14 protein-coding genes are annotated in these 14,732 nt (G+C 65.3%); 4 read left to right on the forward strand and 10 right to left on the reverse strand.

Annotated features, from left to right (window positions below; genetic code table 11):
• Window positions 1-424: 424 nt before the first annotated feature.
• The 4 genes from DIE22_RS07510 to DIE22_RS07530 all read left to right on the forward strand — a co-directional run bounded on the left by DIE22_RS07510 (window position 425) and on the right by DIE22_RS07530 (window position 6,075).
• Complete coding sequence (locus DIE22_RS07510; protein ID WP_124604814.1) at window positions 425-3,430, forward strand: ribonucleoside-diphosphate reductase subunit alpha; 3,006 nt, start codon at window positions 425-427, stop codon at window positions 3,428-3,430.
• A gap of 363 nt (window positions 3,431-3,793) precedes the next feature.
• A complete protein-coding gene (locus DIE22_RS07520; protein WP_124500230.1) occupies window positions 3,794-5,005 on the forward strand; it encodes a ribonucleotide-diphosphate reductase subunit beta in 1,212 nt (403 codons plus the stop codon).
• A gap of 82 nt (window positions 5,006-5,087) precedes the next feature.
• On the forward strand, window positions 5,088-5,414 hold the full coding sequence (locus tag DIE22_RS07525; protein WP_081472821.1) for a hypothetical protein: 327 nt from the start codon (window positions 5,088-5,090) through the stop codon (window positions 5,412-5,414).
• Between the two features lie 28 nt (window positions 5,415-5,442).
• Entirely contained in the window at window positions 5,443-6,075 is a 633-nt protein-coding gene (locus DIE22_RS07530) for a histone H1-like DNA-binding protein (RefSeq protein WP_124604815.1), read from the forward strand.
• A gap of 221 nt (window positions 6,076-6,296) precedes the next feature.
• On the opposite strand, the gene DIE22_RS07540 is transcribed toward DIE22_RS07530, so the two are convergent.
• From DIE22_RS07540 to DIE22_RS07585, 10 genes are all read right to left on the reverse strand, one after another.
• A complete protein-coding gene (locus DIE22_RS07540; protein ID WP_059465339.1) occupies window positions 6,297-6,770 on the reverse strand; it encodes a glycine zipper 2TM domain-containing protein in 474 nt (157 codons plus the stop codon).
• A gap of 19 nt (window positions 6,771-6,789) precedes the next feature.
• A complete protein-coding gene (locus DIE22_RS07545) occupies window positions 6,790-7,728 on the reverse strand; it encodes a carbohydrate kinase family protein (RefSeq protein ID WP_124500233.1) in 939 nt (312 codons plus the stop codon).
• A gap of 94 nt (window positions 7,729-7,822) precedes the next feature.
• Complete coding sequence (gene tpx, locus DIE22_RS07550; protein ID WP_124500234.1) at window positions 7,823-8,326, reverse strand: thiol peroxidase; 504 nt, start codon at window positions 8,324-8,326, stop codon at window positions 7,823-7,825.
• Window positions 8,327-8,398: 72 nt separating this feature from the next.
• Entirely contained in the window at window positions 8,399-9,754 is a 1,356-nt protein-coding gene (locus DIE22_RS07555) for a DUF3426 domain-containing protein (protein ID WP_124604816.1), read from the reverse strand.
• Between the two features lie 45 nt (window positions 9,755-9,799).
• On the reverse strand, window positions 9,800-10,702 hold the full coding sequence (prmA, locus tag DIE22_RS07560; protein ID WP_124500236.1) for a 50S ribosomal protein L11 methyltransferase: 903 nt from the start codon (window positions 10,700-10,702) through the stop codon (window positions 9,800-9,802).
• A gap of 2 nt (window positions 10,703-10,704) precedes the next feature.
• Window positions 10,705-12,072, reverse strand: coding sequence for an acetyl-CoA carboxylase biotin carboxylase subunit (gene accC, locus DIE22_RS07565; protein ID WP_124500237.1), 1,368 nt, complete (start codon window positions 12,070-12,072; stop codon window positions 10,705-10,707).
• Between the two features lie 85 nt (window positions 12,073-12,157).
• On the reverse strand, window positions 12,158-12,634 hold the full coding sequence (gene accB / locus DIE22_RS07570; RefSeq protein WP_124500238.1) for an acetyl-CoA carboxylase biotin carboxyl carrier protein: 477 nt from the start codon (window positions 12,632-12,634) through the stop codon (window positions 12,158-12,160).
• A 64-nt stretch (window positions 12,635-12,698) separates the two neighbouring features.
• On the reverse strand, window positions 12,699-13,151 hold the full coding sequence (gene aroQ / locus DIE22_RS07575) for a type II 3-dehydroquinate dehydratase (RefSeq protein ID WP_040143361.1): 453 nt from the start codon (window positions 13,149-13,151) through the stop codon (window positions 12,699-12,701).
• 194 nt (window positions 13,152-13,345) lie between these two features.
• Entirely contained in the window at window positions 13,346-13,900 is a 555-nt protein-coding gene (locus tag DIE22_RS07580) for a TlpA disulfide reductase family protein (RefSeq protein ID WP_124500239.1), read from the reverse strand.
• A gap of 7 nt (window positions 13,901-13,907) precedes the next feature.
• Window positions 13,908-14,552, reverse strand: coding sequence for a UDP-N-acetylmuramate--alanine ligase (locus DIE22_RS07585; protein WP_124500240.1), 645 nt, complete (start codon window positions 14,550-14,552; stop codon window positions 13,908-13,910).
• Between the last annotated feature and the right edge of the window lie 180 nt (window positions 14,553-14,732).

Below are 14,732 nucleotides of genomic sequence, written 5' to 3' on the forward strand. Positions count from 1 at the left end.
TTTTTCTCCGACCAATGCCTTGTCGTGTCTGCACGCGAGCGATGTCAAGACCTCCATCGCAAATTATCCGTTTTGACCTCGTCCGAATGTCCACTATACTTGGTGCCAGTTGAGCGGTTCTGTACTAGATATAGTGTGTGTCGCAGGGGAAACCCGAGCGGCACCGGCCGGCGGGCAACGCCGGCGGACAGGGTTCTCAGGGCGGCGCGCCAGGCCGGGCGGTCCGGGCGTCGCGATCAAGCGCAGCGAACTTCGACGGGGCAGGTATTCATGACGAAGCACACGACCGGACCGGTTGTCGCGCATCGACCGAACCGGCTTCCCCGACGCATCGCTCGCCTCTTACCGCTCGCGCACCCCAATGCGCAGCGTTCGTTTTAATCCGCGGTTCTCTCCGCACCATCCAACACCAGGAGCTTTGCACATGCAAACCACCGACAACGCGACGTCCCAGTACGAGAGCGCCTCGAGCCGTCCGCTCGGCGGGACCGAACAGGGCGCGCAGGCGCTCGCGCCGCAGGCCACGTTCGCCGACTACAAGGTGATCCGCCGCAACGGCAGCGTGGTGTCGTTCGAGCCTTCGAAGATCGCGATTGCGGTGACCAAGGCTTTCCTGGCCGTCAACGGCGGGCAGGGCGCGGCATCGGCGCGCGTACGTGAACTCGTCGAGCAGCTGACGCACAACGTCGTGCGCGCGCTCGTGCGCAGCCGTCCGAACGGCGGTACGTTCCATATCGAAGACATCCAGGACCAGGTCGAACTCGCGCTGATGCGCGGCGGCGAGCACAACGTCGCGCGTGCGTACGTGCTGTATCGCGAGAAGCGTCACCTCGAGCGCCAGCATGCGGGCGAGGAAGCAGCGGCAGCAGGCGGCGAGTCGAGCACCGGCATCAACGTCGTCGACAACGGCGTCGCGCGCCCGCTCGACCTGAACGCGCTGCGTGCGCTGATCGTGTCGGCATGCGACGGCCTCGGCGCTGCGGTTAACCCTGACCCGATCGTCGCGGAAACGGTGAAGAACCTGTACGACGGCGTGCCGATGAGCCAGGTCTACGACTCGGCGATCCTCGCTGCGCGCACGATGATCGAAAAGGATCCGGCGTACAGCCAGGTCACGGCCCGCATCCTGCTGCACACGATCCGCCGCGAGATCCTCGGCGAGGAAGTGGTCCAGGCCGAGATGTCGACCCGCTACGCGGAATACTTCCCGCAGTTCCTGAAGCGCGGCGTCGACGCCGGCCTGCTCGACGACAAGCTGCTGCAGTTCGACCTGAAGCGTCTGGGCGAAGCGCTCGACGCGAACCGCGACCTGCAGTTCGGCTACCTCGGCCTGCAGACGCTGTACGACCGCTACTTCCTGCACGTCGAAGGTTCGCGCATCGAAATGCCGCAGGCATTCTTCATGCGCGTCGCGATGGGCCTGTCGCTGAACGAGATCGACCGCGAAACGCGTGCGATTGAGTTCTACAACGTGCTGTCGAGCTTCGACTTCATGAGCTCGACGCCGACGCTGTTCAACTCGGGCACCCACCGCTCGCAGCTGTCGTCGTGCTATCTGACGACGGTCGCGGACGACCTCGACGGCATCTATGAAGCGCTGAAGGAAAACGCACTGCTGTCGAAGTTCGCCGGCGGTCTCGGCAACGACTGGACCCGCGTGCGTGCGCTCGGCTCGCATATCAAGGGCACGAACGGCAAGTCGCAAGGCGTGGTCCCGTTCCTGAAGGTCGTCAACGACACGGCCGTCGCGGTCAACCAGGGCGGCAAGCGCAAGGGCGCGGTGTGCGCATACCTCGAATCGTGGCACCTCGACATCGAGGAGTTCCTCGAGCTGCGCAAGAACACCGGTGACGATCGCCGCCGTACGCACGACATGAACACGGCGAACTGGATTCCCGACCTGTTCATGAAGCGCGTGATGGAAGGCACCGACTGGACGCTGTTCTCGCCGTCGACCTGCCCGGACCTGCACGACAAGTTCGGCGCCGAGTTCGAGGCGGCTTACACGGCTTACGAAGACAAGGTCGCGCGCGGCGAGATCAAGCTGTTCAAGAAGATCCCGGCGCAGCAGCTCTGGCGCAAGATGCTCGGCATGCTGTTCGAGACGGGCCACCCGTGGATCACGTTCAAGGATCCGTGCAACGTGCGCTCGCCGCAGCAGCACGTCGGTGTCGTCCACTCGTCGAACCTGTGCACGGAAATCACGCTGAACACGAGCGACACCGAAATCGCGGTGTGCAACCTGGGCTCGGTGAACCTCGTCGCCCACCTGGTGAAGCAGGCCGACGGCAGCTACGCGCTCGACCACGACAAGCTGAAGCGCACGGTCAGCGTCGCGATGCGCATGCTCGACAACGTGATCGACATCAACTACTACGCGGTGCCGAAGGCGCGTAACTCGAACCTGAAGCACCGCCCGGTCGGCATGGGCATCATGGGCTTCCAGGACTGCCTGCACCTGCTGCGCACGCCGTACGCGTCGGACGCGGCGGTCGAGTTCGCCGACCGTTCGATGGAAGCGGTCTGCTACTACGCGTACTACGCGTCGACCGAGCTGGCCGAGGAACGCGGCCGCTACTCGAGCTACCGCGGCTCGCTGTGGGATCGCGGCATCCTCCCGCAGGACACGCTGAAGCTGCTGACGGAAGCGCGCGGCGGCTACGTCGAGGTCGACACGTCGGAGTCGCTCGACTGGACGACGCTGCGTTCGCGGATCGCCGCGCATGGCATGCGCAACTCGAACTGCGTCGCGATCGCCCCGACGGCGACGATCTCGAACATCATCGGCGTGTCGGCGTGCATCGAGCCGACCTTCCAGAACCTGTACGTGAAGTCGAACCTGTCGGGCGAATTCACGGTGGTCAACGAGTACCTCGTTCGCGACCTGAAGGAACGCGGCCTGTGGGACGAAGTGATGGTCGCCGACCTGAAGTACTTCGACGGCATGCTGTCGCGCATCGACCGCATCCCGGCCGATCTGCGCGCGATCTACGCGACCGCGTTCGAAGTCGACCCGACGTGGCTGGTCGAAGCGGCATCGCGTCGCCAGAAGTGGATCGACCAGGCGCAGTCGCTGAACATCTACATGGGCGGCGCGTCGGGCAAGAAGCTCGACGAGGTCTACAAGCTCGCATGGCTGCGCGGTCTGAAGACGACCTACTACCTCCGCACGATGGCGGCGACGCACGTCGAGAAGTCGACGGTCGCACACGGTGCGCTGAACGCAGTGCCGACGAGCGGTGCGGGCAGCGGCGGCTCGAGCAGCGGCGGCGCGCAAGGCGCTGCAGGCGGCTTCGGTGCGGCAGGCGGCGATGCATCGTCGGGCGCGGTCAATGCGGCACCGGCGCTGGCGCCGGTCGAGGCAGACGGTCCGGTGTGCACGATGCGTCCGGGCGATCCGGGCTTCGACGAGTGCGAAGCCTGCCAGTAACGCGGCGCGCATGACCTGAAGAAGGTTCGGGCGGCGCGCACGACAACCGATCGAGGTTGAAGTGTGCGCCGCTCTCAACTAAAAAAATGATAAGGAATCTGTAACGCGGCACTTGCGTTGCAGGCAGTGACAAGCGATCGAAACATCCCCGACGACGTCGCGTTTCGATCAGCGTTCGATGCGTCGAGCGCACCTCGCGAACCATGCGCGTCACGCGTCGCGCTCTGCATGAACGACGATGCGTTGCTCAAAGTGTTGTATCGAGGTCGCAACGCGAATCGAAAAAAGGATTTTTCGTGAGCGAACCCTTTTATCGCTCAGGAAAAGATGGTACAAACCGTTCTAAATTGATGGTGAGAATTTATGCTCAACTGGGATGACGAGAAGACTGCCGTAACCCCCGCGAGCGGAGCGCAGCAAAACGCGTTGCGCACCTCCGCAGGGATGGCTGTCGGAATGCAGGCTGCAGCGTCTGCCGCCCATCAGGTCCGTGACATTTTCGAAGGCGATCTTGCGGTGCCCCCGCGAGCATCGGCTGTTCCCGCCGGCGGTTCGGAAGCGCGGGTCAATGTCGCCGACAAGCGCATCATCAACGGCCAGACTGACGTCAATCAGCTGGTGCCGTTCAAGTACAAGTGGGCGTGGGAAAAGTATCTGGCGGGCTGCGCGAACCACTGGATGCCGCAGGAAATCAACATGTCCCGCGACATCGCACTGTGGAAGGACCCGAACGGTCTGACCGAGGACGAGCGCCGCATCGTCAAGCGCAACCTCGGCTTCTTCGTGACGGCCGATTCGCTCGCGGCGAACAACATCGTGCTCGGCACGTACCGCCACATCACGGCGCCCGAGTGCCGGCAGTTCCTGCTGCGCCAGGCGTTCGAAGAGGCGATCCACACGCACGCGTACCAATACATTGTCGAATCGCTCGGTCTCGACGAAGGCGAGATCTTCAACGCGTACCACGAGGTCACGTCGATCCGCGCGAAGGACGAATTCCTGATCCCGTTCATCCATACGCTGACGGACCCGGCCTTCAAGACCGGCACGCTCGAAGCGGATCAGAAGCTGCTGAAGTCGCTGATCGTGTTCGCCTGCATCATGGAAGGCCTGTTCTTCTATGTCGGCTTCACGCAGATTCTCGCGCTCGGCCGCCAGAACAAGATGACGGGTGCTGCAGAGCAATATCAGTACATCCTGCGCGACGAGTCGATGCACTGCAATTTCGGCATCGACCTGATCAACCAGATCAAGCTCGAGAACCCGCATCTCTGGACCGCGGAATTCCGCGCCGAGATCCGCGAGCTGTTCAAGCAGGCTGTCGAACTCGAATACCGCTACGCCGAGGACACGATGCCGCGCGGCGTGCTGGGTCTGAATGCGTCGATGTTCAAGAGCTATCTGCGCTTCATCAGCAACCGCCGTTGCCAGCAGATCGGCCTCGACCCGCTGTACCCGAACGAGGAAAACCCGTTCCCGTGGATGAGCGAGATGATCGACCTGAAGAAGGAACGCAACTTCTTCGAGACGCGAGTGATCGAGTATCAGACGGGCGGCGCGCTGTCCTGGGAATAACCCGCAGCAGCGAACCCGTCACATGATGGAGCAGCCGGTGGCCTCTCGGCCCCGGCCCAAGGTTTAGGAGCAAGAACGCCTGATGCAAAGCATGCCCGGTGCCTTAACGGCCCAACGACATGATCGGCACTTTGCGAACCCTTCAGTGGGATGGGCAAACTTCCCTCCGGAAAAAGCGGACGGCCGTGTGGCGGTCCGCTTGATCAAGCGATTAGGGGTGGCGGCGCGAGGTGCGCCGGCTACCGACTTGATTTGGCGCGCGAGGCCATGGGGTCACGCGCGCCATACCGTATTCATTAGCGTAAGCGCGCGGTATCCGCGTACGCCGATGAATAGCCCGCTTCGAAGCGCACGTCCTGAACAGCGTCCGCGGGAAGCGGGTTTTGACGAAGGGTGTAGTTTGAACTGACTCTCATCTGAACCTGAAGGAGAACAACATGGCTACTGCCAAGAAGAAACCGGCTGCTAAGAAGGTTGCTGCCAAGAAGACCGTTGCGAAGAAGGCTGCGGCTCCGGCGAAGAAGGCCGCTGCAGTGAAGAAGGTTGCTGCCAAGAAGGTCGCGGTGAAGAAGGTTGCCGCGAAGAAGGCCGCACCGGCGAAGAAGGCCGCTGCGAAGAAGGTCGCGGCCAAGAAGGTCGCAACGAAGAAGGTTGCAGCCAAGAAGGTTGCTGCTAAGAAGGTCGCGGTGAAGAAGGTTGCCGCGAAGAAGGCCGCACCGGCGAAGAAGGCCGCAGCGAAGAAGGTTGCAGCCAAGAAGGTCGCAGTGAAGAAGGTTGCTGCGAAGAAGGCCGCACCGGCGAAGAAGGCAGCTGCGAAGAAGGCCGCGCCGGCGAAGAAGGCTGCTGCCAAGAAGGCTGCGCCCGCCAAGAAGGCTGCCCCTGCGAAAAAGGCTGCCGCACCGAAGGCTGCTGCCCCTGCGAAGAAGGCTGCTGCTCCGAAGAAGGCCGTCGTGAAGAAGGCTGCACCGGCAACCACCGCGTCGACCGCATCGGTTGCGCCGGCATCGGGCGTGAAGACCGCGCTCAACCCGGCAGCGGCATGGCCGTTCCCGACCGGCAGCCGTCCGTAATCGCGGCTGACCAGTACCACCCGGACACTCACGTGGTGTCCGCGGGTTGAGTAGCGCTACTCAATCGATCCCGCCATCTGGCTCAGGTGGCGGGATTTTTTTCGTCCGTATTCATCGAAGCGCCGGCCGGCGGCCGGCAGCGCATTGCGGACAAAAAAAACGCATGTGCAGCTTCGCACATGCGTTCGACCGCGGCTTGCGCCGCGTGCTGAGGATGCTCGTTAGTGCGTGACGCGCGTGACGCCGCCGCTCGACAGCAGCCGCACACGCTCGCCGGCGCGGAACATTTCGCCGCTTGCCGCTTGCGTGATCGAGCGCAGGTCGCCGTTGTCGAGGCGCACGGTGATTTCGACACCGTTTGCCGTGCTGAGGTTTTCGCCGACCGCGTTGCCGGCGACCGCGCCGACGAGACCGCCCGCGATGGCCGTCAGGATCGATCCCTTGCCGCCGCCGATCGCGCTGCCCGCGACTGCGCCGAGCGCACCGCCGCCGAGCGTGCCGATCGCGCTGCCGCCGCCGTCGGACTGGATGCGCACCGCGCGGACGCTTTCGACCGTGCCCATGCGCACCGTCTGTTCGCGCTGCGCCTGGCCGACGCTATAGACATCCGCCGAGCCCGGCGCCGTGAAGCAGCCGGCGAGCGTCAGCGTGGCCGTCAGCATGGCCGCGAGCGTGAGGGTTTTCTTGGTCAACATCTTTGCTCTCCCACAATATTCATTTGAGACTGTAACCGAAGGCAGCCTCGAAGCGCGCGTCGATTTCGGCGCGCGTCAGTGCGTAGGTCTGGGGCCCCTGGTGGGCGATCTTGATCGAGCCCATCAGGCTCGCGAGGCGGCCCGTGGTTGCCCAGTCGAGGCCGTTCTCGATGCCGTACAGCAGGCCGCCCCGGAACGCGTCGCCGCAGCCGGTCGGATCGACGACACGTTCTGCTTGCACGACCGGAATCTGTTCTTCGCCGTTTTTGTGAAGAATGGTGGCACCGTGCTCGCCGCGCGTGATGATCAACGCCTGAACCCGGCTGGCGATTTCCTGTTCGGACCAGCCCGTCTTGTCGCTGACGAGCTTGCCCTCGTAGTCGTTGACCGCGACGAAGGTCGCGAGTTCAATGATGCGGCGCAGCGTCGCGCCATCGAACAGCGGCAGCCCCTGGCCCGGATCGAAGATGAACGGGATGCCGGCCTTCGCGAATTGCTCGGCGTGCTGGACCATCCCGTCGAAGCCGTCCGGCGCGACGATGCCGAGCTTCACGCCCGGCACTTCGTCCGCGCGGTTCAGGTGCGACTCCATCATCGCGCCCGGGTGGAATGCGGTGATCTGGTTGTTCTCGAGATCGGTCGTGATCATTGCCTGCGCGGTGTGCGTTTCAGGCACCACGCGCACGCTGGCCTTCGACAGGCCGAGGCTGTCGAGACGCTCGAGATAGCGATCGGCGTCGTTCGCGCCGACCGTCGCCATGATGCGCGCGTCGCCGCCGAGCATGTGCAGCGCGTAAGCGATGTTCCCCGCGCAACCGCCGAATTCGCGACGCATCGTCGGCACGAGGAAGCTCACGTTCAGAAGGTGAACCTGGTCGGGCAGGATGTGCTCGCGAAACCGGCCTTCGAAGGTCATGATGTTGTCGTAGGCGAGCGAGCCGCAAATCAGCGTAGTCAAGGCGTGCGTTCCTGTAGAGAGCAAAGGGAAGCGGCCGCCCGGCCGGTGCGCGCAGACCGTCGGGCCTCGCGCGGCAGGGCCGGGCGGCAGCGGATTACTTCAGTGCGGCGAGCGCTGCGTCGTAGTTCGGCTCGTCCTTGATCTCGCCGACGAGTTGCGCGTGGATCACCTTGTCCTGCGCGTCGAGCACGACGACCGCGCGGGCCGTCAGGCCGTTCAGCGGGCCGCTCGTCACGTCGACGCCGTAGGCGTTCGCGAATGCGCGGCCGCCGCGGAACGTCGAAGCCGTCACGACGTTCGCGAGGCCTTCGGTCGTGCAGAAGCGCGTGGCGGCGAACGGCAGGTCGCCGGACACGACGACCACGACCGTGTCGTCGAGCGACGACGCGGCTTCGTTGAACTTGCGGGTCGACGTCGCGCAGGTCGGCGTGTCGAGGCTCGGCACGATGTTCAGCACCTTGCGCTTGCCGGCGAAGCTGGCGAGCGACAGGTCGGCGAGATCCTTGCCGACCAGCTTGAAGTCGGGGGCTTGCGAGCCGACGGCCGGGAACGTGCCGGCGAGATCGATCGGGTTGCCACCCAGCGTAACTTTGCTCATGTTCGTGCTCCGAAATAGCGCGCCGCTGCGGCGCGCGGGTTGAGACGGCGCGCATGCGCGCGCCGCGGGGCGTCACGGATAGAAGATCTGGACGCGGAAATTCGAGGCGGGCGCGCCGTTCGTGTCGAGACGGACGACCATCGTCTGTGTCGTGCCGGGCGGCAGCCCGGCGTCGATCGGCGTGCCCGGGCGCACGTAGTCGCGCGGCGCGAGCACACGGCGCACGGTCACGTGATTCGTGTCGTCGAGCAGCGTCAGCTCGAGCGACGGGTAGGCGAGCGCGACGCGGTAGCGGTTCGTCAGCGGCACCTTCAGCTCCAGCACGCGCGGGCCGTCGAGCTGGCGCAGGTCGGTCGCGTCGAGCCGCAGGCCGTCGATCGCGCGCGGCGGCGCGACCTTGCAGCCGAGCGGCGCGCACGCCTGGCGGAACCAGCCCTGCGTGACGGGCCAGTAGATCATCACGATTTCGCGCTGCCACCACGCAAGCTGCGCGACGAGCAGCACCGCGAGCGCGGCGGCGACGAGCCCGCCGAAAAAGCCGCCGAGCATCCCGCGGCGCTGCGGCGCGCGCGTCTCGCGCGTGACGGCGAAGTGCGGGCGGTCGTCATCGGTCAGTGCGGCGGGGAAGGGGACGGCCAGTTGGACGGCCGGTTCGCTGGCGGCCGCGGCCGGTGCGGCGGTGCGTTCGCCGGCGTGGGTGTCGGGTCCGGATGCGGGTTCGGATGCGGCTTGCGCCGGCCTGAACGCGAAGCGCGGTTCGCGCGGTGCGTGCTCGTCGTCGGGCACCGCGAAGCGCGCGTTGCCAACCGGTTCGGCGGGCTCTGCTGCGGCTTGTTCGGCCGATGGCGTGTGCGCGACGAAGCGCGGTTCGCGCAGGTCGGGCTCGGCAGTCGGCGCAGCCCGCGACGTGCCCGATGCGTCGGTTTCGTGCGGCGTCGCTTCCGGTTCGGCCGGATGCGCGACCGCGGCGTGCAGCTCGGCAGGGGCGGAGGCGATCGGTGCGGGCGTGCCGGACAAGTGAACGACACCGGCCTCCGTGGCCGGCAGCGCGAGCGGCACCAGCGGCTCGGCGCGCACGGTCTGTCCGGTGTGCTGCAGGGACGGGTCGACACCGGCATCGAGCCACGGCGCCCACATGTCCCAGCCTTCCGGCTTGTAGTCGGTATCGGACGCCGACCCGACCGGTACGTCGGTGGCGAAGAGCCGCGCGGGCGCGACGTCGTGTTGCAGGGTGGCGGCCGGCTCGGCCGGCCCCGCTTCGGTCAACGCCGGCTCGGGCTGCTGCGCCGGGTCGGGCACGAGCGACTGCGATGCGTTGAAGACCTGCTGGCAGTGTCCGCAACGCACGAGCCCGTCATGCAGCGAGAGCTGTTCCTGCTGCAGCCGGAAGACGGTTTCGCAATGAGGGCAGCGCGTCGCAAGAAGCATGTCGAGCCGGGCGGCCTGCTGGCCAGAGTGAAGGACAGCGCTATTCTAATGGCTTTCCCGCCGGGTTCCGGCGAGGCATACCCAACCTTCGTGTTCGCGCCAGACCGAGATGTCGACGTAGCGCGCATAGACGGCCGCGACTTCGTCCGCCTGGCGTGCGAGCACGCCCGACAGCGCGATGCGCCCGCCCGGTTTCACCTTCGATGCGAGCATCGACGCCATCAGCTTCAGCGGGTTCGACAGGATATTCGCGACGACGATGTCGAATTCGCCGGCCGGACATGCGTCGGGCAGCCCGTACGTGACATCCGCATGGTTGCGTTCGCTGTTCTGCCGCGCCGATTCGACCGCTTGGCGGTCGATGTCGATGCCGACCACGGGGTTCGCCCCGCATTTCTGCGCGAGGATCGCGAGGATGCCCGAGCCGCAGCCATAGTCGAGTACCGACTGGCCGGGCTTCACCGACTGTTCGAGCCATTCCATGCACAGGCGCGTGGTCGGGTGGCTGCCGGTGCCGAAGGCGAGACCGGGGTCGAGTTCGAGGATCAGCGCGTCGGGGTCGGGTGCGTCGTGCCACGACGGCACGACCCAGATCCGCTCGCCGATCGGAATCGGCTCGAATTGCGACTGCGTGAGCCGCACCCAGTCCTGTTCCTCGACTTCACGCACGTCGAACTTCGGTGTCTCGGCGACGCCGATTTCGTTCGCGGCCGCCGCGAGCAGCACGGCCGGCTCGTGATCGGGCGACAGCAGCGCGATCACGCGCGAGTGCTGCCACGCGGTGCGTTCGGGAACCAGGCCCGGCTCGCCGAAGAGCGGCTGCTCGTCGGGCGTGTCGGCGTCGGCGTCCTCGACGGACACCGACAGCGCGCCGAGTTCGAGCAGTGCGTCGGACAGCGCCTCCGCATGCTCACGGGCCAGTTCGACGACGAGTTCGCGATAGCTCATGCTTACGCTTCTTCCGGTGCGACCTGCTGCTTCTGGGCGAGCCGGTGTTCGAGGTAATGGATGCTGGTGCCGCCCTCGACGAACTTCGAGTCGATCATCAGCTCGCGGTGCAGCGGGATGTTGGTATGGATGCCTTCGACGACCATTTCCGACAGCGCGATGCGCATCCGGCGGATCGCCTGGTCGCGCGTCGCGCCGTAGGTGATCACCTTGCCGATCATCGAATCATAGTTCGGCGGCACGAAATAGCCATTGTACGCATGCGAGTCGACGCGCACGCCGGGGCCGCCCGGCGTATGCCACGACGTGATCCGGCCCGGCGACGGCGTGAACTTGAACGGATCTTCCGCGTTGATCCGGCATTCGATCGCATGTCCGCGGAACTGGATGTCGCGCTGGCGCAGCAGGAGCTTCTCGCCGGCCGCGATGCGGATCTGTTCCTGCACGATGTCGACGCCCGTGATCATCTCCGACACCGGGTGCTCGACCTGCACGCGCGTATTCATCTCGATGAAGTAGAACTCGTTGTTCTCGTACAGGAATTCGAAGGTGCCCGCGCCGAGGTAGCCCATCTTCTTGCACGCGTCCGCGCAGCGGTCGCCGATACGCTCGATCAGGCGGCGCGGAATGCCGGGCGCCGGCGCTTCCTCGATCACCTTCTGGTGACGGCGCTGCATCGAGCAATCGCGCTCGCCGAGCCAGATCGCGTTCTTGTGCGCGTCCGACAGCACCTGGATTTCGATGTGGCGCGGGTTCTCGAGGAACTTCTCCATGTACACCTGCGGGTTGCCGAACGCACGGCCGGCTTCCTCACGGGTCATGTTGACCGCATTCACGAGCGCGGCCTCGGTGTGCACGACGCGCATCCCGCGCCCGCCGCCGCCGCCCGCTGCCTTGATGATGACCGGATAGCCGATCGCGCGCGCGATCTTCACGATCTCCTTCGGATCGTCCGGCAACGCGCCTTCCGAACCCGGCACGCACGGCACGCCGGTCTTGATCATGGTCTGTTTCGCGGTGACCTTGTCACCCATCAGGCGGATCGTTTCCGGACGCGGGCCGATGAACGTGAAGCCCGACTGCTCGACGCGTTCCGCGAAGTCGGCGTTCTCCGACAGGAAGCCGTAGCCGGGGTGGATCGCCTCGGCATCGGTGACTTCCGCGGCGCTGATCAGCGCCGGCATGTTCAGGTAGCTCAGGTTCGACGGGGCCGGGCCGATACAGACGGCTTCGTCCGCGAGGCGCACGTACTTGGCTTCCTTGTCGGCTTCCGAGTAGACGACCACCGTCTTGACGCCGAGCTCGCGGCACGCACGCTGGACGCGCAGCGCGATTTCACCGCGGTTGGCAATGAGGATTTTTTCAAACATAGCGAGTATTCGTCTCTTCGAGGGGCGCGCGAACGGCGCCTGGCGAGCATCGGCGGCGCGCGGCCGGGTGGGCCGCGCGGGGGACTTAGCCGATCACGAAAAGCGGCTGGCCGTATTCGACGGCCTGGCCGTTCTCGACGAGGATTTCCTTGATCACGCCGGCCTTGTCCGACTCGATCTCGTTGAGCAGCTTCATCGCTTCGATGATGCAGATGGTCTGGCCTTCCTTGACCGTGTCGCCGACCTGGACGAACGGGTCCGCGCCCGGCGACGGCGCGCGATAGAACGTGCCGACCATCGGCGACGTCACGACGTGGCCTTGCGGGACGGCCGGTGCGGCAACGCCTGCGGCGGCCGGCGCGGCAGCCGCGCCATCGGCCGGCAGCGCGACCGACGGGGCCGGTGCGCTGATCTGCGGGGCAAATCCGCCCGTCGGCTGGACATAGACCGGCGGCGCGTTCTTGACGATACGCACCTTGCCTTCGCCTTCCGTCACTTCCAGCTCGGAGATGCCGGATTCGGAGACGAGGTCGATCAGAGTTTTCAGCTTACGAAGATCCATCGGGAATTCCCCTTTCAATACGTAAAAGCGCCGGTGGGACCGGCGCTGAATCTAGATCGCGAAATCAGCCGCGCGACGCGCCTTGCAGCTTGTCCAGCGCGTACTCGAGCGCGTACAGATAACCTTTCCAGCCGAGCCCGCAGATCACGCCTTCGGCCTGGTCGGAAAAGTAGGAGTGGTGCCTGAACGCTTCGCGGCGATGCACGTTCGACAGATGAACCTCGACGAACGGGATGCCGACGCCGGCGATCGCGTCCCGGATCGCGACGCTCGTATGCGTATACGCGGCGGGATTGATCAGGATGAAATCGGTCTGTTCCTCTCGCGCGGCCTGGATGCGGTCGACGAGCGCGCCTTCATGGTTGCTCTGGAACGACGACAGTTCGGCGCCGGCTTCCTGAGCCCGCGCGGCAAGCGCCTGATCGATCTGCGCGAGCGTGACGCGGCCGTACACCTCCGGTTCCCGGGTGCCGAGAAGGTTCAGGTTGGGGCCGTGCAGCACCAGCAATCGTGTCATGGTCGCTTCTATTTCTGCGGAATTGCGCGAACTTTAGCGCTATTTAGAGAAATTTGTCTAGTTTTGCCGAACGACCGATCGCGCCGGACCTGCAAGAATTACCGGCGCGGCGGCAAAGTATCAGCGAATTCACGTGAATTTGCGGCGATCGACGCACAAATCGCCGCCAACGTGCGCGCGGCCGTTCGGGACGATCACAATGCGTCGAGGGTCTTTTTCAGCTCGGCCGGTTTGATTTGTCCTAATTTTGTCTCGCGAATCTTGCCGTTTTCGTCGATGACGACCGTAAACGGCAGCGCGCCGGCCGTATTTCCGAAATTACGGGCCAGATCGGCGCCCGCATAACCACTGACGAAAACCGGATAGTCGACCTTCACCTTCTGCAGAAAATTCTTCACGTTCTGGTCGGAATCGACGCCGATCCCGATGAAGCGAATGCCTTTCTGCCTGTATTGATGCGACAGCGCGACGAGTTCCGGCATCTCCTCGACACACGGGCCGCACCACGACGCCCAGAAATTGACCACAACCTTCTGGCCCTTGAAGGAAGCGAGCGATGCCGGCTTGCCGTCGACGCCGGTCAGCGACGCCGCCCACAGCTGTTCGACCGGATTGCCCTGTGCGGCGGGCGCCGCGACGGCGATGCCGTCGTCGGCGCTGCCGCCCCGGAACCAGTGGCCGGCGGCGATCCCGCCGGCGACGGCGGCCGCCGCGACCACCGCGAGCGCCAACATGCGTTTCATCATCATTCTTGAATCATTCCGGTTCGGAAGGAGCGTGGCCGGCTTCGAGCAGCACGCGCAAGGCGGCGGCGTCCGCGCGCGCGACCCGGCCGCGGGCATCGGCCTTGACCGCGCCGCGCAGGTCGTCGCTCGCGTAGAGCGCGACGTGAATGCCGATCGCGTCGACGTCACGCCGCGGGCGCCACAGGAAGCTGAGCGTCTCGACGTCGGCGCGGCCGGCGAAATGCCGCGTCTCGGACACGTCGTACTGAACGTTCTGGTTCAGCAGGTAGATCGCAACGTCCTTCGGGTTGTCGGTGAATATCTGCAAATGGATGTCCGAATGCGCGTTCGCGGTGCCGTTCAGCACCGCGCCCGTCACATACGGATTGAACTCGGCGAGCCGGCGCATCCAGTCGAGCGCGATCTCGCGCAGGCGGCGCAGTTCGTCCGGCTGCGTGTCGCTCTGGAACAGGGCGAGGTACTCGCGCAGTTCTTCCTCGATCAGGTCGTTATCCGGCAGCCATTCGCCGGCAACGCGCGTATCACCGAGCAGCTGGCGCGCGGCCTTGCGCTTCGCGCTGGCGTAATCGAGGCCGTCCTCCGCGATCAGGCGGGCGGCGGACTGGGCGATTTCCTCGCGGGCGCGCCGCGGGTCGACAAGGGGTTTGCGAGACATGATCCGGCAATCATACTCGATCGCCGCCACGCCCGAACGCGATGCGGCTGCGTGCCGCCCGCCGCGCCGGCCGGCATCCGGATCCGTCGTTCGGGCCGCCGGGCAGGGCGGACCGTCAGTTACAATAACGGTCTTTGTGTCGCGGCGAAAGTCGTTGGCCGGGTGGCCTGCCCGGCGTGC

Source organism: Burkholderia sp. Bp9142, from assembly GCF_003853415.1.
In the GTDB taxonomy this organism is placed as follows: Bacteria; Pseudomonadota; Gammaproteobacteria; order Burkholderiales; family Burkholderiaceae; genus Burkholderia.

Excerpts from the sequence above, each read along its gene's own strand:
- tpx (WP_124500234.1), bottom strand. The coding sequence starts at position 8,326 with ATGAGCAAAGTTACGCTGGGTGGCAACCCGATCGATCTCGCCGGCACG.
- DIE22_RS07510 (WP_124604814.1), top strand. The coding sequence starts at position 425 with ATGCAAACCACCGACAACGCGACGTCCCAGTACGAGAGCGCCTCGAGC.
- DIE22_RS07525 (WP_081472821.1), top strand. The coding sequence starts at position 5,088 with ATGCAAAGCATGCCCGGTGCCTTAACGGCCCAACGACATGATCGGCAC.
- DIE22_RS07530 (WP_124604815.1), top strand. The coding sequence starts at position 5,443 with ATGGCTACTGCCAAGAAGAAACCGGCTGCTAAGAAGGTTGCTGCCAAG.
- DIE22_RS07585 (WP_124500240.1), bottom strand. The coding sequence starts at position 14,552 with ATGTCTCGCAAACCCCTTGTCGACCCGCGGCGCGCCCGCGAGGAAATC.
- DIE22_RS07540 (WP_059465339.1), bottom strand. The coding sequence starts at position 6,770 with ATGTTGACCAAGAAAACCCTCACGCTCGCGGCCATGCTGACGGCCACG.
- DIE22_RS07555 (WP_124604816.1), bottom strand. The coding sequence starts at position 9,754 with ATGCTTCTTGCGACGCGCTGCCCTCATTGCGAAACCGTCTTCCGGCTG.
- accC (WP_124500237.1), bottom strand. The coding sequence starts at position 12,072 with ATGTTTGAAAAAATCCTCATTGCCAACCGCGGTGAAATCGCGCTGCGC.
- aroQ (WP_040143361.1), bottom strand. The coding sequence starts at position 13,151 with ATGACACGATTGCTGGTGCTGCACGGCCCCAACCTGAACCTTCTCGGC.
- prmA (WP_124500236.1), bottom strand. The coding sequence starts at position 10,702 with ATGAGCTATCGCGAACTCGTCGTCGAACTGGCCCGTGAGCATGCGGAG.
- DIE22_RS07580 (WP_124500239.1), bottom strand. The coding sequence starts at position 13,900 with ATGATGATGAAACGCATGTTGGCGCTCGCGGTGGTCGCGGCGGCCGCC.
- DIE22_RS07520 (WP_124500230.1), top strand. The coding sequence starts at position 3,794 with ATGCTCAACTGGGATGACGAGAAGACTGCCGTAACCCCCGCGAGCGGA.
- accB (WP_124500238.1), bottom strand. The coding sequence starts at position 12,634 with ATGGATCTTCGTAAGCTGAAAACTCTGATCGACCTCGTCTCCGAATCC.